The organism is Polynucleobacter sp. MWH-Svant-W18 (assembly GCF_018687495.1).
Taxonomy (GTDB): domain Bacteria; phylum Pseudomonadota; class Gammaproteobacteria; order Burkholderiales; family Burkholderiaceae; genus Polynucleobacter.
Window position 1 is genome coordinate 242000 of the sequence record NZ_CP061293.1, and the last position, 26748, is coordinate 268747.

32 protein-coding genes are annotated in these 26748 nt (G+C 45.2%); 17 read left to right on the forward strand and 15 right to left on the reverse strand.

Annotation, left to right across the window (positions count from 1 at the left end; genetic code table 11):
* Nucleotides 1-2 precede the first annotated feature (2 nt).
* Entirely contained in the window at nucleotides 3-905 is a 903-nt protein-coding gene (locus C2757_RS01295; protein WP_215375123.1) for a glycosyltransferase family 2 protein, read from the forward strand.
* Here the strand turns inward: C2757_RS01295 and C2757_RS01300 are convergent.
* Both C2757_RS01300 and C2757_RS01305 read right to left on the reverse strand, forming a co-directional pair.
* Nucleotides 892-1749, reverse strand: a complete 858-nt coding sequence (locus tag C2757_RS01300; RefSeq protein WP_215375126.1) for a hypothetical protein — start codon at nucleotides 1747-1749, stop codon at nucleotides 892-894. The two genes, C2757_RS01295 and C2757_RS01300, sit on opposite strands and share 14 nt — an antisense overlap.
* Nucleotides 1746-2528 (reverse strand): hypothetical protein, encoded by a 783-nt coding sequence (locus C2757_RS01305; RefSeq protein ID WP_215375129.1) that lies wholly within the window; start codon nucleotides 2526-2528, stop codon nucleotides 1746-1748. Before C2757_RS01305 ends, C2757_RS01300 begins: the two co-directional genes overlap by 4 nt.
* A gap of 105 nt (nucleotides 2529-2633) precedes the next feature.
* On the opposite strand from C2757_RS01305, the gene rfbB reads away from it, so the two are divergent.
* The 5 genes from rfbB to waaC are packed head-to-tail and all read left to right on the forward strand — an operon-like array spanning nucleotide 2634 to nucleotide 7225.
* Nucleotides 2634-3692, forward strand: coding sequence for a dTDP-glucose 4,6-dehydratase (gene rfbB, locus C2757_RS01310; RefSeq protein WP_215375132.1), 1059 nt, complete (start codon nucleotides 2634-2636; stop codon nucleotides 3690-3692).
* A gap of 22 nt (nucleotides 3693-3714) precedes the next feature.
* Entirely contained in the window at nucleotides 3715-4665 is a 951-nt protein-coding gene (gene rfbD / locus C2757_RS01315) for a dTDP-4-dehydrorhamnose reductase (protein WP_215375135.1), read from the forward strand.
* Between the two features lie 11 nt (nucleotides 4666-4676).
* Nucleotides 4677-5606: a glucose-1-phosphate thymidylyltransferase RfbA gene (rfbA, locus tag C2757_RS01320; protein ID WP_215375138.1), complete on the forward strand. Its 930-nt coding sequence runs from the start codon at nucleotides 4677-4679 to the stop codon at nucleotides 5604-5606.
* A gap of 2 nt (nucleotides 5607-5608) precedes the next feature.
* Nucleotides 5609-6169, forward strand: a complete 561-nt coding sequence (gene rfbC / locus C2757_RS01325; protein ID WP_215376748.1) for a dTDP-4-dehydrorhamnose 3,5-epimerase — start codon at nucleotides 5609-5611, stop codon at nucleotides 6167-6169.
* 57 nt (nucleotides 6170-6226) lie between these two features.
* Nucleotides 6227-7225 carry a lipopolysaccharide heptosyltransferase I gene (waaC, locus tag C2757_RS01330; RefSeq protein ID WP_251366765.1) on the forward strand — a complete coding sequence of 333 codons (999 nt, stop codon included), beginning with the start codon at nucleotides 6227-6229 and terminating at the stop codon, nucleotides 7223-7225.
* A 1-nt stretch (nucleotide 7226) separates the two neighbouring features.
* Here the strand turns inward: waaC and C2757_RS01335 are convergent, their stop codons facing one another.
* Nucleotides 7227-8846: a TolC family protein gene (locus C2757_RS01335; RefSeq protein WP_215375144.1), complete on the reverse strand. Its 1620-nt coding sequence runs from the start codon at nucleotides 8844-8846 to the stop codon at nucleotides 7227-7229.
* A gap of 118 nt (nucleotides 8847-8964) precedes the next feature.
* Between C2757_RS01335 and C2757_RS01340 the strand changes: the two genes are divergently transcribed.
* From C2757_RS01340 to trmB, 4 genes are read left to right on the forward strand one after another with little or no spacing between them, the layout of a single operon-like run.
* Nucleotides 8965-9810, forward strand: coding sequence for an undecaprenyl-diphosphate phosphatase (locus C2757_RS01340; protein WP_215375147.1), 846 nt, complete (start codon nucleotides 8965-8967; stop codon nucleotides 9808-9810).
* 22 nt (nucleotides 9811-9832) lie between these two features.
* Nucleotides 9833-10291 carry a DUF2721 domain-containing protein gene (locus C2757_RS01345; RefSeq protein ID WP_251366766.1) on the forward strand — a complete coding sequence of 153 codons (459 nt, stop codon included), beginning with the start codon at nucleotides 9833-9835 and terminating at the stop codon, nucleotides 10289-10291.
* A 35-nt stretch (nucleotides 10292-10326) separates the two neighbouring features.
* The gene (locus C2757_RS01350) at nucleotides 10327-11262 is read left to right on the forward strand and encodes a UDP-glucuronic acid decarboxylase family protein (RefSeq protein ID WP_215375150.1); all 936 of its coding nucleotides are present in this window, start codon (nucleotides 10327-10329) and stop codon (nucleotides 11260-11262) included.
* 1 nt (nucleotide 11263) lies between these two features.
* Nucleotides 11264-12070, forward strand: a complete 807-nt coding sequence (trmB, locus tag C2757_RS01355) for a tRNA (guanosine(46)-N7)-methyltransferase TrmB (RefSeq protein WP_215375153.1) — start codon at nucleotides 11264-11266, stop codon at nucleotides 12068-12070.
* A 24-nt stretch (nucleotides 12071-12094) separates the two neighbouring features.
* Here the strand turns inward: trmB and nusB are convergent, their stop codons facing one another.
* The 3 genes from nusB to ribBA are packed head-to-tail and all read right to left on the reverse strand — an operon-like array spanning nucleotide 12095 to nucleotide 14301.
* Nucleotides 12095-12607 (reverse strand): transcription antitermination factor NusB, encoded by a 513-nt coding sequence (gene nusB, locus C2757_RS01360; protein WP_215375156.1) that lies wholly within the window; start codon nucleotides 12605-12607, stop codon nucleotides 12095-12097.
* Between the two features lie 8 nt (nucleotides 12608-12615).
* On the reverse strand, nucleotides 12616-13128 hold the full coding sequence (gene ribH / locus C2757_RS01365; RefSeq protein ID WP_215375159.1) for a 6,7-dimethyl-8-ribityllumazine synthase: 513 nt from the start codon (nucleotides 13126-13128) through the stop codon (nucleotides 12616-12618).
* A gap of 33 nt (nucleotides 13129-13161) precedes the next feature.
* Nucleotides 13162-14301, reverse strand: coding sequence for a bifunctional 3,4-dihydroxy-2-butanone-4-phosphate synthase/GTP cyclohydrolase II (gene ribBA / locus C2757_RS01370; RefSeq protein WP_215375162.1), 1140 nt, complete (start codon nucleotides 14299-14301; stop codon nucleotides 13162-13164).
* Between the two features lie 375 nt (nucleotides 14302-14676).
* Here ribBA and C2757_RS01375 point away from each other — a divergent pair, with 375 nt between their 5' ends.
* Genes C2757_RS01375 through C2757_RS01395 form a run of 5 tightly spaced genes read left to right on the forward strand, consistent with a single transcriptional unit; the run spans nucleotide 14677 to nucleotide 17944 of the window.
* Entirely contained in the window at nucleotides 14677-15303 is a 627-nt protein-coding gene (locus C2757_RS01375) for a hypothetical protein (RefSeq protein WP_215375165.1), read from the forward strand.
* Nucleotides 15300-15629: a hypothetical protein gene (locus C2757_RS01380; RefSeq protein WP_215375168.1), complete on the forward strand. Its 330-nt coding sequence runs from the start codon at nucleotides 15300-15302 to the stop codon at nucleotides 15627-15629. The genes C2757_RS01375 and C2757_RS01380 overlap by 4 nt, the downstream gene beginning before the upstream one ends.
* Nucleotides 15622-16173: a GspH/FimT family pseudopilin gene (locus C2757_RS01385; protein ID WP_251366767.1), complete on the forward strand. Its 552-nt coding sequence runs from the start codon at nucleotides 15622-15624 to the stop codon at nucleotides 16171-16173. Before C2757_RS01380 ends, C2757_RS01385 begins: the two co-directional genes overlap by 8 nt.
* A gap of 16 nt (nucleotides 16174-16189) precedes the next feature.
* The gene (gene ribD, locus C2757_RS01390) at nucleotides 16190-17305 is read left to right on the forward strand and encodes a bifunctional diaminohydroxyphosphoribosylaminopyrimidine deaminase/5-amino-6-(5-phosphoribosylamino)uracil reductase RibD (protein ID WP_215375174.1); all 1116 of its coding nucleotides are present in this window, start codon (nucleotides 16190-16192) and stop codon (nucleotides 17303-17305) included.
* Nucleotides 17306-17314: 9 nt separating this feature from the next.
* On the forward strand, nucleotides 17315-17944 hold the full coding sequence (locus C2757_RS01395; protein WP_215375177.1) for a riboflavin synthase: 630 nt from the start codon (nucleotides 17315-17317) through the stop codon (nucleotides 17942-17944).
* Nucleotides 17945-17952: 8 nt separating this feature from the next.
* On the opposite strand, the gene queC is transcribed toward C2757_RS01395, so the two are convergent.
* From queC to tolQ, 7 genes are all read right to left on the reverse strand, one after another.
* Nucleotides 17953-18696 carry a 7-cyano-7-deazaguanine synthase QueC gene (queC, locus tag C2757_RS01400; protein ID WP_215375180.1) on the reverse strand — a complete coding sequence of 248 codons (744 nt, stop codon included), beginning with the start codon at nucleotides 18694-18696 and terminating at the stop codon, nucleotides 17953-17955.
* 12 nt (nucleotides 18697-18708) lie between these two features.
* A complete protein-coding gene (gene ybgF / locus C2757_RS01405; RefSeq protein ID WP_215375183.1) occupies nucleotides 18709-19440 on the reverse strand; it encodes a tol-pal system protein YbgF in 732 nt (243 codons plus the stop codon).
* Nucleotides 19441-19947 carry a peptidoglycan-associated lipoprotein Pal gene (gene pal / locus C2757_RS01410; RefSeq protein ID WP_215375186.1) on the reverse strand — a complete coding sequence of 169 codons (507 nt, stop codon included), beginning with the start codon at nucleotides 19945-19947 and terminating at the stop codon, nucleotides 19441-19443.
* Between the two features lie 166 nt (nucleotides 19948-20113).
* Entirely contained in the window at nucleotides 20114-21424 is a 1311-nt protein-coding gene (gene tolB, locus C2757_RS01415; protein WP_215375189.1) for a Tol-Pal system beta propeller repeat protein TolB, read from the reverse strand.
* Between the two features lie 3 nt (nucleotides 21425-21427).
* On the reverse strand, nucleotides 21428-22246 hold the full coding sequence (gene tolA, locus C2757_RS01420) for a cell envelope integrity protein TolA (RefSeq protein WP_215375192.1): 819 nt from the start codon (nucleotides 22244-22246) through the stop codon (nucleotides 21428-21430).
* Between the two features lie 15 nt (nucleotides 22247-22261).
* Nucleotides 22262-22681 carry a protein TolR gene (gene tolR, locus C2757_RS01425; protein WP_215375194.1) on the reverse strand — a complete coding sequence of 140 codons (420 nt, stop codon included), beginning with the start codon at nucleotides 22679-22681 and terminating at the stop codon, nucleotides 22262-22264.
* Between the two features lie 6 nt (nucleotides 22682-22687).
* Nucleotides 22688-23344, reverse strand: a complete 657-nt coding sequence (tolQ, locus tag C2757_RS01430; protein ID WP_215375198.1) for a protein TolQ — start codon at nucleotides 23342-23344, stop codon at nucleotides 22688-22690.
* Nucleotides 23345-23420: 76 nt separating this feature from the next.
* Here tolQ and glyA point away from each other — a divergent pair, with 76 nt between their 5' ends.
* Both glyA and nrdR read left to right on the forward strand, forming a co-directional pair.
* Nucleotides 23421-24665: a serine hydroxymethyltransferase gene (glyA, locus tag C2757_RS01435; protein WP_215375201.1), complete on the forward strand. Its 1245-nt coding sequence runs from the start codon at nucleotides 23421-23423 to the stop codon at nucleotides 24663-24665.
* Nucleotides 24666-24696: 31 nt separating this feature from the next.
* Entirely contained in the window at nucleotides 24697-25143 is a 447-nt protein-coding gene (gene nrdR, locus C2757_RS01440) for a transcriptional regulator NrdR (RefSeq protein WP_215375204.1), read from the forward strand.
* A 74-nt stretch (nucleotides 25144-25217) separates the two neighbouring features.
* On the opposite strand, the gene adk is transcribed toward nrdR, so the two are convergent.
* Nucleotides 25218-25883, reverse strand: coding sequence for an adenylate kinase (gene adk / locus C2757_RS01445; protein ID WP_215375207.1), 666 nt, complete (start codon nucleotides 25881-25883; stop codon nucleotides 25218-25220).
* A 104-nt stretch (nucleotides 25884-25987) separates the two neighbouring features.
* Nucleotides 25988-26746 carry a 3-deoxy-manno-octulosonate cytidylyltransferase gene (kdsB, locus tag C2757_RS01450; protein ID WP_215375210.1) on the reverse strand — a complete coding sequence of 253 codons (759 nt, stop codon included), beginning with the start codon at nucleotides 26744-26746 and terminating at the stop codon, nucleotides 25988-25990.
* Between the last annotated feature and the right edge of the window lie 2 nt (nucleotides 26747-26748).

Sequence of the window (26748 nt, forward strand, 5' to 3'; positions counted from 1 at the left end):
ATATGTTTAGAAATATTTGCTTCATCAACAACTATAACAACGAGTTATATATTCGCGAGTGTTTGGATTCTGTTTATTCTCAATCGCATCCATTTGATGAGGTGCTGGTGGTTGATGATGGATCTACAGACTATTCCTTAAAAATCATTGAGGAATTTTCCTCCAGACGCCCTAATTTGAAATTAGTTCAAAAAGAAAATGAGGGCCAATTTTCAACATTTAATGCAGTGTTGCCTCTTCTTGCGGATAATTCGCAAATATTTCTACTTGATGGGGATGATGTTTATCCTTTTGATTACTTGGAGAAAACAATATCGTTGATTGGTTCTAGCTCATGGGATTTTGCATTTTGTGAGCAGCAAAAATTTAACAGTAAAGTATCTACCCTTTTATCTTCGGTTAGAAGTAATGAGTCTGCGGGTTTCTTATCTTCGACTTCTGCGCTGGTTAGATCCAGAGGGTGCTGGATTGGAAATCCAACTTCATGTATTTCATTATCGTCAGACCTCTACAAGAAGATTTTCCCTTATCCATATTTTCAGGATAAAAGTTTTTGGGCTGATAATTTAATTATCTATGCATCATCTATCTTGGGTGCAAAAAAAATTCATTTGCCCTCTTTGGGTATTGGCTACAGAATCCATGCATTAAATGATAGTAAAAAAAAGTATTCTTCTGCAGATATAGCCACAAGAGAATTTGCAATTGAAAGGGCTTTCAGTTGGTATTGTCAGAAATATTCCATACCTCGGTATCCTGGTATCTTTGAGTTTTTTAAGGAGTATGCGCGGCTAGATGCCCATTGGAAAAAACGATTAGATTTGCCCAGTATGTACCGAATGCTAAATCGTTTGATACGAAATTCAACTACCCAATTTTTTGCAAATAAATCTATACGCAATTAGGTAGGTATTTTTTTAGTGGCTTAAGAACGGATTCTGGCAATTGATTCTGTTCTTTATTGCTTAACTTCGTTTTCCGGTCATATAAATCTGTGCCAGAGAGAATCTTTTGCTGAATTTCCTCTTTGGATAAATTTTTGTATTGACTTAGGTTTTCGACATCACTGATTGCCATAATTTTGGCCATAATTTTGCCCTCATCCATAAAGTATGAGAAGTGCCAGCCAGCATTTGTGATGTGCTTCAGATCATCTTTATGACTTCTTAGTTTATGCGGTAACAGTTGTTGAAGTGTCCCCAGGTTTGCAAAAATAGAGCCATAAAACTGATCTTCTGGGGCAGCATTTTTAATGTTGTAGTAGAAAAAAAGTTGCTCACAACTAAAGCAAAGCTTATTTTTTAAAGCACCAGGATTGCTCAGAGCGCCAACAGCTTCAGTAATCGCTTTCTCATTTGGAAATTCATCCAGGTCGCTAAAGATCACAATATCCGTTGGTTCAAAACGATTGAGTGGTCTTAGGGTTGAATTGCGTTGCGCATCTTGAATCTTCCATAACAAACGATTTTTACGGTTTCTATAGCGTAATCGCTTAATTAACCATTCGAAGGAATTAAGATTGATGTGCTCGCGATGGTAAATAATCTTTTCTGCAAAAGGAAGGGTTGCAATGAATTCATCGCTCAGTAAGAACCTCTTTTCCTTGCCAGAAAAGTCAATATTTGCTTCACAGATGATGAAGTAATCAACTGTATTTCCGAGGTATTCGAGACGAGCCTTTAAAAGATCTAACTCGTTGTAGAAGAGAAATGCATCTAGAAGCAAAGGTATTTTTGAGGCTGGATTCACTGCTTAGAAAACTCCGAAAGAAAGCGCATTGGATCCGTAGGATTTAGATAACCCTGCTCTAGGTGCAAGGAAAGCCCTGGAATGCAGACCCCTAAGTACCGCTTTGGTTTAGACCAAAACTGTAGACGACGCGGAATTTGCCTAATAAATCGTGACTTGGGGAGTAATGGTTGCTTGGTAATGACGCAGAAGTTATCAAAGTCAAAATCTTTCTTAGCAGTTTTTGTGATTGACCAAATATCAGCATCGGCTTTTAGAGTTTTTCCGGTAACCGCAAAAGTCATGGTGGTGGAATTAGAGGTTCTCCAGATTTGGGTTGCCCCCTTCACGATTTCTGTAGATTCAGAATATCGATTCGCCTTGGCGTAGGGATTCATGGGCATTCCAGCAACCTTGTATTTATCAGAGTGATCGTAGAGCGTGACGTAATCAAAATACTGCAAGCCTTCTTCAATCGCCATTGATGCTTCAGGTAGATGGAGGTAATCATCTTCTGCAAAATAAAAAATATCTTCATCTTTAGCGAATTCCAAAGCAAGCTCATAGAGTTTCCAGAAAGAACCTGGGTTGCCTAGTTGGGTTTCGATAAGCTGATCAAATCGATAGTCTGACCTTAATCGAGATAGTAGGGCTTCATCACAGTTATCTGCAACGCAGATAAACTCCCAGTCTTTAAAAATCTTGGTCAGATTATTTAGGGAGTCAAATTTATTAATTCCTTCAACCTTGACTTTTGGATATCCCTTGCTGCTGATACGAAAAAGAACTATTTTGCGCATAGGATCGAGCTAATTTGTTTTAAAATCATAGGTTTATAGATAAATAAGGGATTTCATGGCTATAAGCGATGATAATCTAGGGCAGATCAAATAATAAGGTTTTTAATGATTTTAGTAACTGGCGGCGCAGGGTTTATTGGGGGCAACTTTGTTTTGGATTGGCTAGCAAATCCAGCCTCTGAAGGTATTGTTAATCTTGACAAGTTAACCTATGCAGGTAACTTAGCTACTTTAGACCATTTGAAATCAGATGCTCGCCATATATTTATCCATGGCGATATTGCCGATAAAGAACTGGTTACTAAATTGCTCCTCAAATATCGGCCAAGGGCTATAGTGAACTTTGCAGCTGAAAGTCACGTAGATCGCTCGATTCATGGCCCCGCTGAATTTGTGCAAACCAATATTGTTGGTACATTCAATTTATTGGAATGCGCTCGTGAATATTGGAAAACTCTTGAGGGCAAAGAAAAAGAGGGCTTTCGTTTTCATCATGTATCGACTGATGAAGTGTACGGATCACTCTCAGTAACAGATCCTGCTTTTACGGAAAAAAATTCTTATGAGCCAAATAGCCCTTACTCTGCATCAAAGGCGGCCTCTGATCATTTGGTGCGGGCATGGTTTCATACCTACGGATTCCCAGCGGTAACAACCAATTGCTCAAATAACTATGGGCCCTATCACTTCCCAGAGAAATTGATTCCTCTTGTTATCTTAAATGCCCTCAATAGCAAGCCTTTGCCAATCTATGGCGATGGTCAGCAGGTGCGGGATTGGCTGTATGTTGGTGATCATTGTGCTGCTATTAGAGAGGTGTTAGCAAATGGCAAATTGGGTGAGACCTACAATATTGGCGGCTGGAATGAAAAAGCCAATATTGACGTAGTAAAAACGATTTGCCATATTCTGGACGAGCTCAAACCCCGTGCTGATGGGAAGAGTTATGCCGAGCAAATTAGTTTTGTCAAAGATCGTCCTGGGCATGATCGCCGCTACGCAATTGATGCAAGCAAAGTTGAACGTGAGCTGGGTTGGCGGCCTGCTGAAACCTTTGATACCGGTATTCGTAAAACGGTGCAATGGTATTTAGATAATCCCAGTTGGGTTGAGGGCGTAGTCAGCGGCTCTTATCGCGATTGGCTCAATCAGCAGTACAACTAATTGATTCATGAAGAACGGGCAAATGAATATTCTCGTTTTCGGTAAGGATGGTCAGTTAGGCAGGGCCTTTCAAAAACAATTAAGTGCAAATCAGTACTCTCAAGCTCATATTCAGTATGTAGGGCGCCAAGAATGCAATCTTACTGACCCAATTGTCATTGCTAATTTATTAAATCACGTCAACCCGAATCTCATTATTAATGCTGCTGCTTACACCGCAGTCGATAAGGCTGAAGAGGAGTGTGAGATAGCGTTTGCCATTAATGCCAAAGCGCCTGAGCTCATGGCTCGTTATGCAGTAGAGCACAATGCCACTTTTTTACATTACTCAACAGACTATGTTTTTGACGGCACTAAGGAAGGCTTATATACCGAAGAGGATGCTCGTAATCCTTTAGGTATTTATGGCAAGAGTAAAGCAGCGGGTGAAGAGGCAATTGAAACGGTTTTTGCGAGATCGACACAAGGCCAGTACGCGATCTTCCGCACGAGTTGGGTCTATGGCGATGGCGGCAATTTCATCAAAACCATTTTGCGTCTTGCAAAAGAGCGTGAAGCACTGAATGTCATTGTAGATCAATACGGAGTACCAACAAATGCTGAGTGGTTGGCAAAACTGAGTCTTTATTTCGTTTTAGATCAAGGCCTCCGTCTCAGAAAATTTCCATCGGGTATTTATCATGCGGTTCCTGCTGGTGAAACCACTTGGCATGGTTTGGCACAACTGGCAGTTCAAATTGCAGCTGATGCTGGCGTTGCGCTTAAGGTGGATGCTGATGCAATTAAGCCTATCCCAGCAGTGGAATACCCCCTACCAGCCCCTCGGCCTCAAAATTCTCGTATGAATAACGCTAAATTAGCTAAAGCCATAGAGCAGATTGGGGATATGTCAAAATTACAACACTGCAGGCGTCTTTGGGATGACGAGGTGAAGACATATGTTGCCCAGCTTGCCCAAGATAAACTCATTTAAAGGCTAAAAGTATGGCGGTAAATCGTAAGGGCATCATCTTGGCTGGGGGTTCTGGAACGCGTTTATATCCAGTGACTCAAGCAGTTTCGAAGCAGCTGATGCCTGTATACGATAAGCCAATGGTCTACTACCCATTAAGTACCCTGATGTTGGCTGGTATTCGAGATATTTTATTGATCTCCACTCCCCACGATACCCCCCGTTTTTCTGAGCTTTTAGGTGATGGTTCGCAATGGGGTTTAAATATTGAGTATTGTGTGCAACCCTCACCAGATGGTCTTGCTCAGGCATTCACTTTAGGTAAAAACTTTGTCGGCAATAATCCAAGCGCTTTGGTGTTGGGCGATAACATTTTTTATGGTCATGAATTAGTGGATCAATTGGATAGCGCTAACAATCGAGTATCCGGTGCCACTGTGTTTGCTTATCACGTGAATGATCCAGAGCGCTACGGTGTAGTGGAGTTCGATAAAGACTACAAGGCGCTCTCAATTGAAGAAAAGCCGGCCAATCCCAGAAGTAATTATGCTGTTACGGGCCTCTATTTCTATGACAATCAGGTGTGCGACATTGCTGCTTCAATTAAGCCTAGCGCCCGTGGAGAGCTGGAAATTACTGATGTGAATCGTGCCTATCTTGCTAAGAATGAACTAAGTGTAGAGATCATGGGTCGCGGTTTTGCATGGCTGGATACGGGCACTCATGACTCATTATTAGACGCCGCTGGATTTATCGCTACATTACAAAAGCGCCAGGGCCTTATGGTTGCCTGTCCGGAGGAGATTGCTTACCGTCAGGGCTGGATTACTGCAGAGTTAGTAGAAAAAGTGGCTGCTCAGCTCAGTAAAAATAGTTATGGACAATATCTCCAGAAGATTTTGAAGGAGTTCAACAGCTCAGCCCAGCCAATTGCTTTGTCTGTAAAAAAGGCGGGTAAATGAGCATGCCCTCTAAGCTCCAAGTAACAGCTACTGCGATTCATGACGTGTTAATTATTGAGCCAAAGGTATTTGGTGATGAGCGTGGTTGGTTCACCGAATCTTTTAACGCCATTGACTTTGCAAATGCGACTGGTTTAGATGTCGAGTTTGTACAAGATAACCATTCTTTTTCTCGCCAATGGACTTTGCGCGGTCTTCACTATCAGCTTGAACAAACCCAGGGAAAATTGGTGCGTGTTGTAGCGGGTAGTGTGTTTGATGTCGTAGTGGATATTCGCAGGGACTCGCCGAGCTATGGCAAATGGGTCGGAGTTGAGTTGAGCGCTCACAATCATAAGCAAATTTGGATTCCTCCCAAGCTCGCCCATGGATTTTTGGTGCTCACGGAAACCGCTGAGTTTGTTTATAAAACTACGGACTACTATCACCCACAAAGCGAAGCCTGTTTGGTATGGAATGATCCAAGCATTGGCATTGAGTGGCCTTTGCCATCCGGGGTCACTCCTAATTTAAATACTAAAGATGCCGCTGGCTTACTTTGGGATGCTGCGCCGAAGTTTTAAGCTCCCATGGGCAATCTATCCGTAAATAATTCTACCGGCTCACCAAAAATTTTATTGGTGAAACTCTCCTCGCTTGGGGATGTATTGCACAACTTACCGATTGTTTGGGATTTACGTGCTCGCTTGCCCGATGCGCAAATTGATTGGGTGGTTGAAGAGGGTTACGTACATCTGCTTGAACCACTCTTAACAAAGGATGGATTTAAGGGGATTGATCACATTATTCCTTTTGGTCTGCGTCGCTGGAAAAAGCATCTTTTCAAGCTCGAAACCTGGCGGCAATTCTTTGCATTTAAGAAGCAGTTACAAGCCACCCAATATGACTACGTGATTGAAACTCAAGGACTCTTAAAGTCAGCCTTGGTTTGTGCGCTGACTAATAAATCTTCCAATACTGTTGTCGCAGGATTAGCAAATGCCACTGAGTACTCTGGATATGAACCGATTGCCCGCACTTTTTATAATCAATGTGTTCAAGTTCCCATTCACTGCCATGCGGTAGATCGCTCACGCTGGGTCATGTGCTCTGCCTTTGATTGGCCTTTGCTGGGTCGCGAAGATACTCCTTCATTCTATGCGGATTTATTTGCACAATCGCTCGCTGAACAGACTGTGGAGGGCATCAAAAAGCCTTATGTATTGTGCTTTCATTCAACGGCTAGAGAAGCTAAGCGCTGGTCAAATGAAAACTGGATTGAGTTGGGCAAAGCACTCTCCAGTCGTGGCTACCAAATCGTCTTACCTTGGGGTAGCCCTATTGAAAAAGAAATCAGCACTCACATTGCCAAACATATTCCAGGGGCGCTAGTTCCTCCAGCATTTTCAATTGAAGAGGCCTTCTCGGTCATTGCTGGTGCAGTGCTGACGGTTGGCGTAGACACCGGCCTGACACACTTGGCTGCCGTCTTAGGAAAACCAACAGTAGAGATTTATTGCGATTCACCGCGTTGGAAGACCGAGGGCTACTGGGCAAAAAATATTTGCAATGTTGGTGATATCAATAATCCACCAAGCGCTACTGAGGTAGTGAACGCCTCATTAAGTTTGTTGCCCTGATCTAGCGAAGTAGGGTATTGATCGAGATTAAATCTTCATCCGTCAATGCTGCTGCATGGGCTTTTAGCTTAATAGCATTAAGAATCGTGTTGTAACGAGCCTGCTGGAGTTGTGATCTTGTGGTGATGAGCGTATCGAGTGCGATTAAGACATCGATATTGATCAAGGTACCCACCTGAAATCCTAGCTTGCTAGATTCCAAGGCGGAGCTTGATGAACGCTCGGCAGCTTCAAAAGCTTTCACACTCGCAAGTCCGCCATAAAAGCCTGTAAATGCTGTTCTAGTGCTTTGGGCTGCGGTACGCCTTGCATTGTCATAGTTTGCCTTTGCCTGATCGACTAGAGCAGCATTTTGACGTATCAAAGAAGTGTTATAGCCACCAGACACTAAAGGGATGGTCATTTGTAGGGCGATCGTATTGTTATATACATTGGTGTTTGAAGGTGTATAGCTATTCGGTGTGCCATTGGAGGTGTTGTAGCCGCTAGTACCTACAAAATTCAGGGATGGATAGTTCAGGGCTTGGGCTGCACGATAAGTGCTTTCCGCAAGACTGACTGAAAGTTGATTCGCTAATACGTTAAAGTTTGCGGCTTCTGCTTGGTTAATCCAGTCTTCCATTGTTTGCCCTGGAGGCAATTGTGGATTGACCGATTCAGCAATCGGAATACCTTTGTTGTCTTTGCTTTTTGATCGCGGGTCTCTTAGAACCCCATCAATTTTCGCTTCCTTCACCAATGGCTTTAGAGGGCCAACAGGATGTCCCACAAGTTGTTCAAGGACGCCACGCTTCACAATCAAATCTGCTTGTGCAGCGATTTCTTGTGAGTTTGCTAAATCGAGCGCCGCTTGGGCAGTATTGACGTCCACAATCGTCGCCAAGCCAGCATCAAATTTGGCTTGAGCAATATCGAGCTGTTGCTTGATTAAATCCTTTTTATTGCGATAGAGCTCAACATTATCTTGACTGGTCAGGGCATCAAAGTAGGCCTGTGAGACACGAATAATGAGATCTTGTTGCGCCAAATAAAAACGCATATCTGCAATCTTAGTATTCAGATCACCTTGTTTGAATGCTTCAAAGGCGGCAACGTTAAATACGGGTTGCGTTAAGGTGACTGTGTAACTCTTTTGATCAAATACCCGTGAGTTTCCAGGATTGTTAGAGACCACAGTGGTGTTTGCGCCGTGTTGATAGTAGCGCGTACCTATAGGTGTTGCATTCGCCTGCGGCAACAATAATGAGAGGCCTTGCCAATAGAGCTCTTTGCTTGCTTGATAATTAAATCGAGCGGCATTTAATACTGGGTCACTAAATGCCGCCTCTTGATAAAGCTGAATAAGGTCTACTAATTGACCTTTGCTATTACTCGCTTTGTTGCCAGTCACGTTCGATGGCGCAGAAGTACTCGGAAGTGCCGTCTTCGGAGGCATCAAAAATTGAGGTGGTTGCTCTAAGCCAATGAGGGTTGAGGCACTCATTGGAGTTGGTAGAGCAGGTCTTGCAGCATCATTCGGGCTCTGGGCATAAGCACCTGCAGACCAATAATGGAGTCCGAGCGCCTGACCTAGGAGCAAGCCAATAGTGATTTGAGAGCGGCGAAAACGGGCTTTGGTCATCTAATTCTGATACGGTTCATGTGCCATGGAGTTTAAGGCTAATTTATACAAAGCGCCTATTTGGCTGCTATTTTTGCCAAATTCTATGAGATTTGCTCCGAGCCTATAAAATTTGACTATGGATCTTATTTTATTGTTTAAAGCAATTATTCTGGGTGTGGTCGAGGGCTTCACGGAGTTTTTGCCAATCTCTAGCACCGGGCATCTTATCTTGGTTGGTGATTTGCTAGATTTCAATGATGAGCGCGGTAAGGCTTTTGAAGTCATTATCCAGTTTGGTGCGATTTTGGCTGTTTGCTGGGAGTTTCGTAGCAAGCTCCTAAAGGTTGTCTCATCTTTTGCTTCTAGTGCCGCTTCCCGCCGCTTTGTTCTCAATTTAGTGATTGCATCTGTTCCAGCGATGGGCTTAGGATTTTTCTTCGGCAAACATATCAAAGCAGTTTTGTTTTCTCCTATTCCTGTAGCAAGCGCTTTTATTGTGGGTGCTCTGATTATCTTCTGGGCCGAGCGTCGTCAAGAAAAAATCACCACCACTAAAAATCATATTCATTCAGTGGATGATCTCTCCCCACTGGATGCTCTTAAAGTTGGACTAGCTCAATGTGCCGCACTTATTCCCGGTACATCACGCTCGGGTGCAACTATCATCGGCGGTATGTTGTTTGGCATTCCCCGTGCAGTTGCTACTGAGTTCTCATTTTTTCTGGCAATTCCCGTGATTGGTGGTGCAACTGCCTATGAGTTATTAAAGCTATGGAAGTCGCCAGTTGCATTTACTGGTGAGTTTGCGTTAGCTACATTCATTGGTTTTATTGCTGCTTTTATTTCGGCATTTATTTGTGTCCGTTGGCTCATACATTACGTGGCGCACCACAATTTCATTCCGTTCGCGTGGTACCGAATTGGCTTTGGCCTCTTGGTCTTGATTACGGCCTATACGGGCTTGATTGCTTGGTCACACTAACTAACAAAAACTGAATGGAATCATGATGGATGTATCCATAGACGCAATTACTAATAATATTCAGCTGGCACTTGCCCCAGTATTTTTATTGACTGCAGTAGCTACGCTCATCAATGCAATTTCGACTCGTCTTGCTAGAACGGTTGACCGTATGCGGTCCATTCAGCAAAAGATTCAGGATGGTCTAGTGGCTGATCAGAATATTCTGAATCATATGCGGATTGAAGCCAAGGAGGCGCAGGTAAGAGGGCGTTTGTGTACGCTGGCTATCTTTTTTGTTGTTTTAAGCGGAATCTTTATTTCTCTTACGGTATTAGAGCTATTCTTTTTTCAAGCTGGTGCTGTCCACTCAATGAAAACAGATTATGTCATTTGGACTTTTGTCCTTGGCCTGATTTCATTTATGACCTCTTTATCCATTGTTTTAGGAGAGGTGGTCTATGCGTATTGGTCTGCCGGTTGGAATTTGTATGGTCGTTAAAATAATCTCAATTCTAAAAATAATCAAAAATAACTATGAATAAAATCCTCATCACTGGCGGCGCTGGCTTTTTGGGCTCTCACTTAACCGAGAAGCTCCTTAAAGAGGGCAATGACGTTTTAGTAGTGGATAACTACTTTACTGGTAGCAAAGCGAATTTGGCACATTTGTTACCTAATCCTAAGTTAGAGTTGATGCGCCATGATGTGACCTTTCCGCTCTATGTAGAAACCAATCAAATTTATAACTTAGCGTGCCCAGCATCACCGGTGCACTATCAATATGATCCTGTGCAAACTACCAAGACCAGTGTGCATGGCGCTATCAATATGCTGGGCTTAGCTAAAAGAACCAGAGCACGTATTTTGCAAGCCTCAACCAGTGAAGTCTATGGTGATCCAGAAGTGCATCCCCAACCAGAGGAATACTGGGGTAAGGTCAATCCCATTGGTATTCGTTCTTGTTATGACGAAGGCAAACGCTGTGCAGAAACTCTGTTCTTTGACTATAACCGTCAGCATGGTTTAGACATTAAGGTAGTTCGCATCTTTAATACCTATGGTCCGCGCATGCATCCCAACGATGGTCGGGTAGTGAGTAATTTCATTGTGCAAGCACTGCAAGGTAAAGACATTACGATTTATGGCGATGGCCAACAAACCCGAAGTTTTTGTTATGTCGATGATCTGATTGATGCCATGGTCAAAATGATGAGTACAGAAGTGGGCTTTACTGGCCCAATCAATATCGGTAACCCAGGTGAGTTCACCATGTTGCAATTGGCTGAAGCAGTCCTCAAACTCTCAGGCAGCAAATCAAAAATTATTCATCAGCCATTGCCATCGGATGATCCGAAGCAACGTCAGCCTAATATTGAGTTGGCAAAAGCTAAGCTCGGCTGGCAGCCGAAGGTGAATCTTGAAGATGGCCTTAAAGAGACGATTGCTTATTTTAAAAAGGTTGTAGCCTAAGTTGGTTCAGCAAGAGCAGGAAGGCCTGGAAAAACGCTTTGAGCGGATTCGATCCTTTGTGTTGCGGGCTGGTAGGACTACTGCTGGTCAGCAGCGTGCGATTGATGAGCTAGGGCCAAAGTATCTTTTGCCTTTTCAGGAACAAACCTTAGATTTAGTTGCTGCATTTGGTGGCTCAGCGAATCCGAAGATTTTGGAAATTGGATTTGGCATGGGCGAGACTACTGCCAAGATTGCAGTCACTCGAAATCAAGATGATTTTTTAGCAATTGAAGTGCATACCCCTGGCGTGGGTGCGCTGCTGAAATTGATTGGTGAAAATCATCTCACTAATTTGCGTTTGATTCGTCATGATGCCGTCGAAGTCTTAGAAAAAATGATTGCCCCGAATTCTTTAGATGGCATTCATATTTATTTTGCTGACCCTTGGCATAAGAAACGCCATCACAAACGTCGCCTGATTCAGGCGGGTTTTGTGGCTTTACTAGTTTCTAAATTAAAGTCTAGAGCATATCTTCACCTGGCCACAGATTGGCATAATTACGCGGAACAAATGCTGCTGGTATTAAATGCTGAGCCTACTTTGCAAAACACCTCTACCGAATTAGTGAAAGTAGAGACTTTTACTCAAGAAGATATTGCCAAGACTGGTGAGGTTGTAAATGAATTCAAGCCCAGCTTGGATCAATTGAACTCCGAGCATTTGGGATATGTGGATAGACCATCTTATCGACCCATTACGAAGTTTGAGACCCGCGGCATCAAATTAGGCCACGGTGTTTGGGATCTGGTCTACCAGAAAAAGTAGGTCAGCAATTCTCATCGGCAGTGTTTAGCCTGCCGTTACCTCGGCCCTGCGCAGTGATTGTGCGAGTAAATCGAGTACACCATTGACATATTTATGGCCATCGGTCCCGCCAAAGGTTTTAGCAAGCTCAACCGCTTCGTTAATAGCTACTTTGTAGGGTACAGAAAGATCTGCTGCTAATTCATAAGTGCCAATGAGTAGGGCGGCATGCTCTACAGGCGATAGTTCATTGATGGGGCGATCGAGTGCCGGTGTAATGATGGCTTCTAATTCGTCTGATCTTTCCAGTACACCCTGAAAAATGCCTTCAAATAAATCTAGCTGACAACGTTTAAACGCAGGATCCTCTGCCAATTGTTTTGCAATTGCTGCGCTATTCGGTAGGCTACCTGCGCGGCGCACTACCAGACTTTGATACACGCCTTGCAAGGCATATTCACGAGCACGACGACGTGGCGTCAGCGAGCGTTTAGGGGCTGCTGATTTTGTTTCCTTCTTTCCTGAAGCATTAGAAGGAGTGAGCGTGGATTTAGGCATGAGAAAAATTATTCTTCGCTAGGATTGATTTCAAAATCGATATCGGGGGTGAGTGCCAAAGCGAGGTTGGCCATTTCTACTACAGCCTTGGCGCAATCTGCCCCTTTGATAGCAACCCGAACTTGTGCTTGTTCATCGGTGTCACAAGTCAATACCCCGTTAGCAATGGGCAAACCAGAATCAATGGAGACGCGCGTAATACCAGAGGCTGATTCATTAGAAACGAGTTCAAAGTGATAAGTTTCACCCCGAATGACTGCGCCCAAGGCTACTAAGCCTTCAAACTCACCCGTTTCCGCAAGTTTTTGAAGTGCAAATGGGATTTCCAGTGCCCCTGGAACGGTTACCAACTTGATATCTGATTGAGAGACTCCCAAGGCGATTAGTTCGGTGATGCAAGCATTGGTCAGAGCAAGACAATGCTCTTCATTGAAGCGAGCTTGCACAATACCAATGCGCAGATCTTGACCGTTGAGGTCTGCTTCAAGAACGCCTACAAAATCATTATTGGGGCTAGTCATGATGAGTATTTTCTAGATAAATTTCTGCAGAGTTTAGGGTGTAACGGGTTTGTAAGCTTGATAACCAGTTACTTCAAGTTTATAGCCAGATAGGCTTGGAACTGGATTTGGATTCGCAAGCAAGCGCATTTTGCCAACCCCAATATCTTTTAGGATCTGAGCGCCAATGCCATAGCTTCTAAAGTCAGTCTTACGTGACAGAGGTTTTTTAACTTCATCTTTTGACTGATTAAGTTTCTGAAACTGTGCCAGCCAATCTTGATCCCCCGGTGCAGCGATACCAGCTGCATTTAAGAGTACTGCGACACCAGCGGGTGCGGCTGCAATCTGCTGTAGTGCCTGCGCAAGCGGCCAAGAGTGTGTGCTGGCCTGTGAGTCTAGGAAGTCTAAGGCAGTGACTGGTTCGTGCACACGTACTAAAGTTTCTTGAGATTCCACTGGCTTGCCGTGTACTAATGCAATGTGGATGCAGGAGCTTGGGGTATCGCGATAAATAATGCCTTGGAACTTGCCCCAAGGGGTAATAAATTCACGGGTACCTTCGCGCACCACAATACTTTCATGTTGGCTACGATACTGAATTAAATCGGCAATGCTGCCGATCTTTAGTTGATGCACTTTGGCAAACTCCAGCAGGTCAGGTAAACGCGCCATACTGCCATCGTCTTTCATGATTTCACAGATCACTGAGGTTGGAGAGCAACCCGCCATGGCTGCAAGGTCACAGCCTGCTTCAGTATGGCCAGAACGAATCAACACACCACCAGGTTGAGCCATGAGAGGAAAGATATGACCAGGTTGCACTAAATCACTCGGCTTAGCATTCGGCGCAACAGCAGTTTTAATCGTTAAGGCACGATCTGCAGCAGAGATGCCTGTAGTCACTCCAGTAGCGGCTTCAATGGAGACCGTGAAATTGGTTCCCATCGAGGTACCGTTATCCCGCACCATCAATGGTAGGTTTAATTGCTGGCAGCGTTCACGAGTGAGGGTGAGGCAAATGAGGCCACGACCGTGCTTAGCCATAAAGTTCACTGCTTCTGCAGTGACGTGATCAGCCGCTAGGACAAGATCACCCTCGTTTTCGCGATCTTCTTCGTCTACGAGAACGACCATCTTCCCAGCGCGTAGGTCGGCAATGATTTCTTCTGTGGATGCAAGGGTATTTGGCATAGCCCTCTATTTTAAGCTGAGCAGGCACTGAAGTGAGGTCCTACTGGAATATGTCAACTTTCAGACAGTAAGAGCTACCGAGAGGTCTTTTAAGGGCGTGCATACCCCCTGAAAATGCTGCCATGTGCTCAAAGAACCCCTTGGCTTCCCATATTAGTAAAGCTACAGGTTTCGTTTTGCTAGAAGTCTTGGTGGCAATGAGCCTAATTCTAGGGGTGTGGATGAGTTCCTTAGGGGCTTATCAACGCTTGGTTCTGCATAACGCTCAAACAGAAAATAAGAGAGCTCAGCTGAGAAGAGAGCTCGATACCTTCGAAATGAGATCGCAGGCTCGGGGAGTAATCCATACAAAGAATCTCAAGGTGAAAGGTCTAAATGAATCTTCTCGAGTGTCTAGTCGCAATCGCACTCAGTATGCTACTTCTCAATCCGCTATTAAAAACCAGCGCTGATTTAGTGGCTAAGCAAGTTGAGTATGAAAAAAGACAAATACTGATCTCTGAAGCGGAACGAGCATTTGAGTTAATGGGACGCGCAATACGCATGGCAGGCTATCGTAATATTCATTCTCAGCAGCAGCGTAAAAGCGCAGAACACTTTATTCAGATTCAGAAAAAATTAGGTTATCGAGGTTCTGATGCATTAATCGTTCAGCATGAGCTTTCAGCGGGAGTGGATTTTGATTGCATTGGTAATGTGCTCAATCTCGAGCGCACCAAGAATGGTTTAGCTCGTCAAGGATTTTTGGTAGATAGACAAGCTGGCATTGCCAAGGGTATGAAGGTTAATGGCGGCTCCTTGATTTGCCAATCATTGGATCGCCAAGGTCGTATACAGAATACCACCTTGATGAATGGTGTGAACTACCTATTGATTGAGGAACTTGCTAATGCAAATTCAGCATTGACCCAAAAGCGATTTAAAGTGACCCTGCAAATGACTGATGGAGCCCTATTAAATATAGACTTAGAGCGGACTTTTAGCGCAAGAAATCTGCCATGATTCTCGCCTGGGTAATCTCCTTGCTGCTACTTTGTGCATCCCTAGTCTTGCACCTCGAACGCTTAAGCGCACTACAGATCATTACAGTCCAAACCATCGAACAATCTCAGCAAAATTTTATTGCTGCAGAAATAGCAGTTGCTAATTGTGAGAGCAATCTCACTACGCTAGCCTCATTAAATGAAAATGCCTGCTTCATCCAGTCAATTGGTAAAAATATTTGGCGAATTACGAGTCAGCATAAACCTGGAATTGAAATTCATGTCGCTCTAGATGAAAAGTCTGGGATGGTTACCCGCATCAATTGGCGGCAAGTTTTTGAATAAGCATCGTTCAGAGGGCAGTAGCTTGCTCGAATTAATGGTAGTGATACTCATTATTGCCATCGTTGCTATGAGCACAATGCCACTCTTACAAAAACAAATTGCCGAACGAGAAATCAACTCTGTAGCGAGACGATTTATTGCGCACGCCCATTTTGCTCGGCAACAAGCAATGACGCTTGGTGAATCCGTGTTGCTCATTCCATCCTCTAAATTGGGCTGGGATGGCGGCTGGGTAGTACAGAGTGGTTGCACTGCTAAGGTGGTGACATCGACCTGCATCCCTAAATTTTGGTTTTCTCAAGGGGCTATAGATCCTATCTACTTTAAGGGCGGAGGTAGGCAGTTTGTTGACCCTCACTCTGGCAAAAGCGGTATTTTGTTTAATGCCACAGGCGCTGCTAAAACCGGTCAAGGAGGTTTTGTGGCCAATCGACTCATCTTGGGCCATCACCGGGCTCCCAGCCTTGAGCGCCACTTAATTTTGAGTAGTGGCGGGCGCTGGAGAATTTGTGATCCAGCCAGGGATGCCAAGCGTTGCCATTGAATGGTTTAATAGATGCATGTACAGCGTAGTTGACCACCAATTCATGAGCGAGGCTTTGGCTGAGGCTCAAAAGGCACTTTATTTATCCAATCCTAATCCACGGGTGGGTTGTCTGATTGTTAAAGATGGCCAAGTCATTGGCCGTGGCTTTACCCAAAAGGTAGGTGAAGCACATGCAGAAGTGCAAGCCTTGGCAGATGCTCAATCTCAAGGGGTAGATCCAGCTGGCTCAACCGTTTACGTCACTCTAGAGCCATGTAATCACACTGGTAGAACGCCGCCTTGCGTTGATGCTTTGATTGCTGCTAAGCCAGCTAAAGTAATTGTGGCGATGAGTGATCCCAATCCTTTGGTAGCAGGGAAAGGACTGGAAAGGCTAAGGGCATCTGGTATTGAGGTGCATTGTGGTTTATTGGAGTCAGAAGCCCAAGCACTCAATCGTGGCTTTATATCGAGAATGACTAGAGGGCTTCCTTGGGTGCGTATGAAAATTGCTGCTAGCTTAGATGGTAAGACTGCATTACCCGATGGCAAGAGCCAATGGATTACCGGACCGCTTGCCAGAGCTGACGGCCATCACTGGCGTGCGCAAGCTTGTGCGATTATCACGGGTGTCGGTACCGTCAAAGAAGATGATCCTTCTTTGAATATCAGGGAAGTGGTGACAGCACGTCAGCCCGTCAGAATCATCATTGACTCCAAATTAGAGACACCGTCGAACTCCAAGATACTGAATAATCTTGATCAATCCAAGGTTCTCATTGTGTGTGCCAATCTAGATTCAACCGAGAGACGCGACAAAGCAAAGGCTTTTACCGATCGTGGCATTGAAGTGATTGCGATGACCAATGCATTTGGCAAAGTAGACTTGCCGAAGCTGTTTTCCTACTTAGCCAAAGAGCGCGAGATGAACGAGATCCATATTGAGTCTGGGTTTAAGCTCAATGGATCCATGCTCCGAGAAAACTGTGTAGATGAGTTATTGCTCTACTACGCCCCATTTTTTATGGGTGAGGGTATTGGAATGGCAAATGTAGTACCACCTTCTACTTTGGATCTGTCTAAAGATTGGGAAGTGTTAGATCAACGATTGTTTGGTCCCGATTTAAGACTCAGACTCATTAAGCACTAAAATCTTTCTATGTTTACAGGAATCATCACGGCAGTTGGTCAAATTACAAGCGTTCAAGCTAAGGGCGATGGTTTGCAATTGGTAGTGGAAGTACCACCAGGCTATTTAGAGGATGTTGCCTTAGGCGACAGCATTGCTATTCAGGGTGCGTGCATGACCGCAACTCAATTTCAAGGCAATACTTTTGCTTTAGATATTTCTCGTGAGTCGCTGAACAAAACTATTGGCCTAGATCGAGTTGGCCCTGTCAATCTCGAAAAAGCAATGCGTCTCAATGATCGTTTAGGTGGTCACTTGGTTAGTGGGCACGTGGATGGTGTGGGTAAGGCCGCGCATTTTTCACCAGTCGCTAACGATGCCTATGGTTCCTGGCTGCTTCGTATTGAGGCTCCAAAAGAGCTGGCCCCTTTTCTGGCCTATAAGGGATCGATTGTGGTGAACGGTGTTTCACTGACTGTCAATAAGACCGAAGATACACCGAGTGCTTGTATTGTGGATATCAACGTCATTCCACATACATTAGAAAACACTACCTTAGGTAACTTGCAGCAGGGTGATGCAGTCAATTTAGAGATTGATTTGATTGCACGTTATGTGGCACGTATGCTCGAGACACAAGTAAATACCCAAGCTAAATAATTCTGAATTTATTTATTTTTACGGTAGCGAGTAGGATCACTCACATTGGCTTGTTGAAAACCTGTTTGGCGTAAACGACAAGACTCACACTCACCACAGGCTTCACCTAAATCATTGGCTTGGTAGCAAGAAACCGTTTGGGAGTAATCAACCCCCATGGTGTTGCCCAACTGGATGATTTCAGCTTTGGTTAAATTGATGATGGGTGCATGAACCCGAAAGCGATTCTCATCATTGATGGCCTCTACACCAGCTTTGGTGGCTAGGTTGGCCATGTGCTCAAAAGACGCAACATACTCAGGGCGGCAATCTGGGTAGCCTGAGTAATCCACCGCATTGGCCCCATAGAAAACATCTAAGCCACCTAATGACTCTGCCCATCCCAAAGCTAGTGATAACAGAATGGTATTGCGTGCGGGCACATAGGTAATCGGAATTTCTTGATCTTTACCTGGTGTGGTTGGCACCGCAATGGATGAGTCTGTTAAGGCTGAGCCGCCAAAACGAGTCAGATCTAAATTAACTACCTCATGGCGGACCACCCCAATTTGCTTAGCAATATGTTTTGCAGCTGCTAGCTCGGAAGAGTGGCGTTGTCCATACCCTACTGAGAGGGCATAAGGTGAATAACCTAAATCTTTGGCTAAGGCGAGAACCGTTGTGGAGTCTAGGCCTCCGGAAAATAGGATGACCGCAGGTGCTCCGGGTGAACGCGGTGCCAAATTCTGGAAGGCTGCGGACAACTTAGACATGGATTGCTGATCTTACTTCGTTGCTGCTAGCAATTGCTGCGCATCTTTAGCAGCTTCTGTGTCAGGATATTTAGCAATAATGTCGCTAAACGTTTTTTTAGCAGCTGCTTTATTGCCGCTCTCGAGTTGAGAGTTACCCAAAGTAACCATGGCCGCAGGAATGCGTGGATGATTGGGATATCGCTTAATCAAGCTTTGCAATTGGCTGATAGCGCCAGCGTAGTCTTTATTGGCATACTTACTATTACCACTCCAGTAAAGCGCCAGTGGTAGGTAGGGGCTCTTGGGATATTTAGCAGTAAACGCTGCAAAACCATCTTCGGCTTTTTTCAGATTGCCTGCCTGAAATGCTTTCAAAGCATCGTCATACGCTTTTTTCTCACCCGGCTGTACTGTGCCGCTAACACCTTCAATGGTAATAGTGCGGGGCTCAAAGTTGCCTAGGCGGTTATCCAGATCTTGATAGTAGGTTTTTTGACTATTGCTAATGTCTTCACCTTGCTTTTCAAGTTCTTCAATCTTGCCGCGCAGCTCAGCGTTATCTGCTTTGAGCTTATCAATTTGGCCTTGCAACTCCAGCTGAGTGGTTGCGAGTGATTTACGGAGATCCAAAATCGCTTTGCGTGCTTCATCATCTGAAAACAGCGCCCAAGCACTATTGGAAGCACATAGACAAACAAGGGCGACACTTAAACAAAACGCTCGTGAGAGCGTTTGTTTTGGAGAATTGAAAAGCATCTTCATTTAGTTGGTGATGTAAACAATATCAGCGCGGCGGTTTTCTGCCCAAGCTGCTTCAGTGTCACCCTCGGCTTTTGGCTTCTCTTTACCAAAGCTCACGGCTTCCATTTGATCATCAGAGACACCCATCAAGTTCAAGGATTTGCGTACTGCATCTGAACGGCGTTGGCCAAGGGCCAAGTTGTACTCAGCGGTACCGCGCTCATCGGTATTGCCTTGAATGATGATCTTCTGCTTTGAATTAGCTTTTAAGTAGCTTGCATGAGCAGATAACATTTTTTGATATTTAGTCTGAACCGTGTACTCATCAAAACCGAAGTAAACACTCTTCTCAAACAATGGGCTGCTCGGATCATTCCATGGCTGTGAGCCAAATTTGCCACTGCCACTGCCGTTACCACCAGCACCATCAACATCATCAAGCTTCACGCTAGAGCATGCTGCTAACAAGAGTGCGCTGATACCAATCAGGGTGAGTGTGGCGGCACGACGTGCGATAGAAATCTTCATGATCTTTCCTTTTCATACAGACTAACTACAAAGTGACTACTTAGCCCAGTCAATATCTGAGCTGATAGTCAATATTATGCCCCTAAGAGTGCAAAAAGTGAGGATTTCGCCCTAAAAGCGGGATGTCAGAAAGGATTTAGATTAAGCCTTTGCCTAGCGCCAAGACTTAATCCATAAATGGACCCCAGGATGGCTGACGCACATCAGACCCTGGAATGCTGAGAACTTGTTTTGAGTTGCCATCTACTGAGACAGCAGCCAAGACGCGCTTGCCATTGACTTTTGTCGAATACAACACATAGCGTCCATTGGCTGCGAATGAAGGGGATTCATCGCTAGTGCCATCGGTTAAGGCTTGAGAGTCACCGGTTGCTAAATTCAGAATATATAAACGATAAGCGCCGCCAATATTGGCAATATAGGCTAAGTACTTACCATCTGGAGAAACGCGGGGTGATGTGACAAAGCCTTGTTTGTAAGTAATGCGTTTTGCACCTTCAACCTGTTCGCCCTCAGCGCTCATACGATAAATCTGCGGATTACCACCGCGATCGCTTGTGAAATAAATATAACGACCGTCGGCAGAGTACTGTGGTTCAGTATCAATCGTGTAACCACGAGTGAGGCGATGCAAGCCTGTACCGTCAGCATTGATTCCATAGATTTGGGTGTTGCCATCTTTCGAAAGCGAGATTGCTAACTTCTTGCCATCAGGTGACCATGCCGGTGCGCTGTTATTGCCTTTCTGATTAGAAAGAGAAATACGACGGCCGGTTGCAAGTTCATGCACATAAATGACTGGCTTGCGATCTTCAAAAGAGACGTAGGCCACCTTCTTGCCATCCGGTGACCATGATGGAGAAATAATGGGCTCGCCACTATTCATGGCATTGCGAATATTTTGACCATCCGCATCGGAGATCACTAAGCGATAGCGCTTGCCATCCTTGATGACATAAGACAGACGGGTCGAGAAGACACCGCGCTCACCGAGTAATTTGAAGATGATGTCATCGGCAATTTTGTGGGCTGCTGCACGCAGATTATCAGCACTGGAGTCCAGCTTTAAGCCACCCAAATTTTGTGATTTACGAATATCAAACAGTTTGTAGTGGATTTCAAACTGGGATGGCCCTGTTTGCACTACGGAGCCAACCACTAGGGCATCGGCGCCACGAGCAGACCAAGACTTGTAGTTGGGTGTACCCTCATCGCTTTCAACGGCATTCCCATTTTCAGTATTTTTAAAGTAACCACTACGTGCCAAATCTTGACGAATGATTTCAGTGACACTGGTAGGTAATTTATTTTCATCTTTGAAGCGCATCACTGCGATTGGGTACAGTGATTGACCAACGCCTGTGATTTCAATATTCATCTGAGCTAATGCAGGGGTTGCCATACCAATCAGGAGCGCAGCAACTAGTGCAGTGTGTGATTGCCATTTCGAAAGCATTTTTTTCATCGACTGCAGCATGCATTAGTCCTTGGGTTTAAAGGTCAGTTTTACTTCGCGTTGGGGAATTTTGCCATTGTCATCTTTCGGCAAACTTTCTGCACGAGAAAGTGCTAGTAAGACTGCGCGATCCCAACCGGGATTGCCGCTTGAGCTTAAAACACTCGTACTCAAGATGGCGCCATCTGGAGCTAGGTTGACCTGGATGACTGCTGCGGGGTTGCCACTGACAGATTCCGCATTAAACACTATGAGAGGTTTTACCTTCTTGATGACTTTGTCAGTCCAGCCAGGAGGGGCATTGCCACCGCCACCAACACCGCTACCCACCGTGCCACCACTACCGCCCTCGGCACCCGCAGCGGCGCGTAAACGGGCTAACTGATCAGCGCGAACTTTCTCGGCAGCAGCATTCGCTTTGGTTTCTGCTGGAGAGGGTGCTTTAGGAGCTTCAGCTTTCTTAGGCTCTTCCTTCTTCGGTTTTTCCTTCTCCTTCGGTGGAGGAGGTTTGACGGCTTTTGGAGTCTCCTTCACTACTTCTTTTTTAGGAGGCTCTTTTTCCACAATCTTTTTCTTAACTGCAATATCAGCCGCTTCTTCTTTTGCAACAGTTTTGACTTCAGGCTCCTGAATTGAGCTTACTTGAATTGGAGTATCGACAAGCTCTACTTCAATTCCGGATGGCGTTTGTGATTTCCAGTTAATGTTGAACATGAGAAAAGCAAGCAAACCAAGGTGAACAAAAAGAGAAAAACTAAAAGCGCGTTTCGTGCTTTCTTGTTTGGTAAATCGTCCGCGCTTAAAAAGGTTGTTAGGCGGCTGAAGTGCGGGTGTACTGTTCATTAAGGCTAATGTCAGTTATTGGGTCTTTACTGCTAAAGAAATTCGTTTAACACCATTCTCTTTGAGCGTGGACATTACATCCATTACAACCCCGTACTTAATATCTCTATCGCCCGCAATCATGATGGGCTGATCAGCAGATTTTTCTGCTTGTGAGCGTGCAAAAGCACCAACCTCAAATTTATTTAAGTTTTGAGCTGGTTCACCCTCTTTTTGAATTGTGATTTTTTCATCAGCATTAATTGTCAAAAAAATTGGAGGGTAGGGTTGAACCTTGGCACCGCCAACAGTGGGTAAGTTCACGACGCCAGGATTGACCATTGGCGCAGTAACCATAAAGATCACCAGTAATACCAACATCACATCGATATAAGGAACGACGTTGATGTCGGACATTGCCCGACGTTTTGATTTGCGTAAAGAAGATGCGGCCATATTGAATTAGCGACCTGCAGTTTGACGTTGCAAGATGTTGGTGAACTCTTCAATAAAAGTTTCAAAACGAATTGCAAGACGATCAACATCTGTTGCGGCGCGGTTATAAGCTACTACCGCAGGAATGGCTGCGAACAAACCAATGGCGGTTGCAATGAGCGCCTCTGCAATACCAGGCGCTACAGCAGAAAGAGTTGCATTCTGAACATTAGCTAAGCCGCGGAAGGAGTGCATGATTCCCCAAACAGTGCCAAAGAGACCAATGTAAGGTGAGACAGAGCCAACGGAAGCTAAGAAAGGGAGGTTTGCTTCAAGGCTATCCATTTCACGCTGGTAAGTTGCTTTCATCGCGCGACGGGCAGCATCAATTTCACGTACTTTCATGAACTCTTGCATGCCAGCCTCAAAGATATGCTCCAGGACAGCATCGCTGCGGGTATTACGCTGTGCAGACTCTAAAAGGGTAGCCAGATCCCCGCCAGACCAAAAGTCACGCTCAAAGCGCTCGGTATCTCGTCTAACCCCCCGTAAAACCGCCGTTTTCTTAAAAATGATGGTCCAGGAGGCAATCGACATGCCCAGCAATAACAACATGACCAACTGGACTAATAGGCTGGCATTGAGGACTAGGGAGAGGAAGGAGAGGTCTTGAGTAGTGGTCATGGTGGATTTTGTATGATGTAGGTTGATTTTACTAAGTTAATTCACTCAGCAATCGAACTTCATCAGGATTATCACTATGTTTGACCGTCAGCACACCTTAGCCAAAACCGATCCCCAATTGTGGGAAGCCATTCAGAACGAAAATCAGCGTCAAGAAGACCATATTGAGCTGATTGCTTCTGAGAACTACGCCTCGCCGGCGGTAATGCAGGCGCAGGGCTCTCAGCTAACGAATAAGTATGCTGAAGGTTATCCAGGCAAGCGTTATTACGGCGGTTGTGAATTTGTGGATGTTGCTGAGCAATTGGCGATTGATCGTGTGAAAGCGCTCTATGGGGCTGAAGCAGCAAATGTGCAGCCCCATTGCGGCGCATCTGCTAACCAAGCAGTGTTCTTGGCTTTCTTAAAACCTGGCGATACGTTTATGGGAATGAGCTTGGCAGAAGGTGGGCACTTAACACATGGTATGGCACTCAATATGAGCGGTAAGTGGTTCAATCCAATTGCTTACGGCTTAGACAAAAATGAAGAAATTGATTACGAGCAAATGGAGCGTTTGGCGCGTGAGCACAAACCCAAATTGATTATTGCTGGTGCTTCTGCCTACTCAAAGAAAATTGATTTCGAGCGCATTGGTAAATTAGCAAAGGAAGTGGGCGCGATCTTTATGGTGGACATGGCTCACTATGCAGGCCTGGTTGCCGCGGGGGTTTATCCAAACCCAGTACCGCATGCAGATATTGTTACCTCTACTACCCATAAGAGTTTGCGTGGTCCCCGTGGCGGCATCATCTTGATGAAGGCTGAACACGAAAAGGCTATTAACTCTGCGGTCTTCCCGGGATTGCAAGGCGGCCCCTTAATGCATGTGATTGCTGCTAAAGCAGTCGCCTTCAAAGAAGCGCAAGAGCCAGGCTTTAAAGATTACCAAAAGCAAGTAGTAGCCAATGCCAAAGCACTTGCAGAGACACTCATTTCTCGTGGATTGCGTATTGTTTCTGGCGGCACTGATTCTCATGTGATGTTGGTCGATTTGCGTGCCAAGAAAATGACTGGCAAAGAAGCTGAGCGTGTATTGGGCGAGGCACACATCACTTGCAATAAGAACGGCATCCCCAATGATCCAGAAAAACCGATGGTGACTAGTGGTATTCGTTTGGGATCACCAGCAATGACAACCCGTGGCTTTAAAGAAGCAGAAGCACGACAAGTGGGTAACTTCATTGCAGATGTTTTGGATAACCCAAACGATCCAGACAATATTGCTAAAGTGCGCGCTCAGGTTTCTGAGTTAACCAAGCGCTTCCCTGTATACGGTTAAGCAAACTCACTCCTAGAAAAAAGAGAATCTCTTGCGCTGCCCTTTTTGCCATAACGACGATACCCAGGTGCTTGATACCCGGGTATCCGATGAGGGCGATACCATTCGCAGACGCCGCCGTTGTGCCAAATGCGACAAGCGTTTTACAACCTATGAGCGGGTAGAGTTAGCGCTCCCAGCCATTGTCAAAAAGAATGGCAGCCGGGTGGAGTACAGTCACGACAAACTCGTCGGCTCAATCAAATTGGCCTTGAGAAAACGCCCAGTTTCTTCGGATTCCGTTGATGAATCAATTGCCCGAATTGAAGAAAAGTTACTCAGCCTTGGTGAAAAAGAAATTCCGAGTGAGCGGGTAGGTGAGTTGGTAATGCGTGAACTCAAGCGCCTAGATAAAGTGGCTTACATTCGCTTCGCCTCTGTCTATCGTAGTTTTGCCGATATTGAATCTTTTGAGAGTGCGCTGAAAGAGCTTAAGTAAAGAGCAATAGAGAGCTCAAGAGTTGAAATAAAAAAGGACTGCAATGACAGTCCTTTTTTATTGAGTAGAGTTTTTTACTTCAAAACAGCAAAGATAGAAGCAGTGATATCTTCAACATTGCCAGTACCGCTGACTTTGCGATAGGCTGGCGCCTTTACTTTATCGCTGGGGCTCGCTTGAGCAGCCCAGGATGAGTAATAGTCAACGAGTGGACGGGTTTGATTGTCATAAACCTGTAAGCGCTTACGAACAGTTTCTTCTTTATCGTCATCCCGCTGAATGAGGTCTTCACCAGTGACATCATCCTTACCAGCCACTTTGGGCGGGTTGAATGTGATGTGGTAGGTGCGGCCTGAAGCGGGGTGTACACGGCGACCGCTCATGCGATCGATGATGGCATCAAATGGCACATCGATTTCTAAAACGTAATCGATAGGTACACCAGCATCTTTCATTGCTTGTGCTTGCGGGATCGTTCTTGGGAAACCATCAAACAGATAACCTGTGCTGCAATCAGGCTGTGTGAGGCGATCTTTAACAAGACCAATAATGATGTCGTCAGAAACTAAACCGCCAGCATCCATAATTTTTTTAGCAGCCACTCCCAGTTCAGTGCCTGCTTTGACAGCAGCACGCAACATATCGCCAGTGGAGATCTGTGGAATTGCAAACTTTTCGCAAATGAACTGAGCTTGTGTGCCTTTTCCAGCACCTGGTGCACCGAGCAGAATTAACCGCATTGTTTTCCCCTTAGAAGAGCTGTCATTGTCCCGTATTTTGTTGGGATCTTGTATTGCTAATGCTTAGGATTATCCCCGAGAAGCTTGGGGGATTGGTGAAAAGTCTATTTGCCCAGAATTTGCCTGATGCGCTCCAGATCTTCCGGGGTATCAACCCCCGCAGGAGGAGCTTCTGAGGCCTTGTAAACAGCGATGCGGTAGCCATTCCACAGGGCCCGGAGCTGTTCTAAAGCCTCTGCTTGTTCAGGGGGTGCCGCCTCTAATTGAGTGAAGGCCTGTAAAAAATCGGCACGATAGGCATAAATGCCTAAATGGCGCAAATGCTCAGTCGCTGACTGGTGCCCTGCATCTCGAATAAACGGAATAGGCGCTCTAGAAAAATACAAAGCTTCGCCTGCGCGATTCAATACAACTTTGACGACATTAGGATTGTTTATCTCAGATCGATCGGTAATGGAGACGGCGACAGTCGAGATGGCACATTGAGGATTGTTGTCTAAAGTTTGCGCAACCTGGTTAATTAACTCTGGCGGAATCAAAGGCTCATCCCCTTGCACGTTAACAACGAGTGCATCACCGGGTAGCTTGAGTTGTTGTGCAATTTCAGCGATGCGATCAGTGCCAGTAGGATGATCGGAGCTGGTCAGCAAGCAATCAATTTGATTCGCCTTGCAGGCAGCCTCAATCTCAGCAGAATCGGTTGCAACTACTACGCGCTGGGCTTGCGATTGCTTTGCACGCTCGGCAACTCGAACCACCATTGGTTTACCACCGATATCTGCCAGCGGTTTGCGGGGCAAGCGAGTGGAACCCAGGCGTGCTGGTATGACTACCAAAAATGTTGGGGTTGCGTTAGTGCTCATTC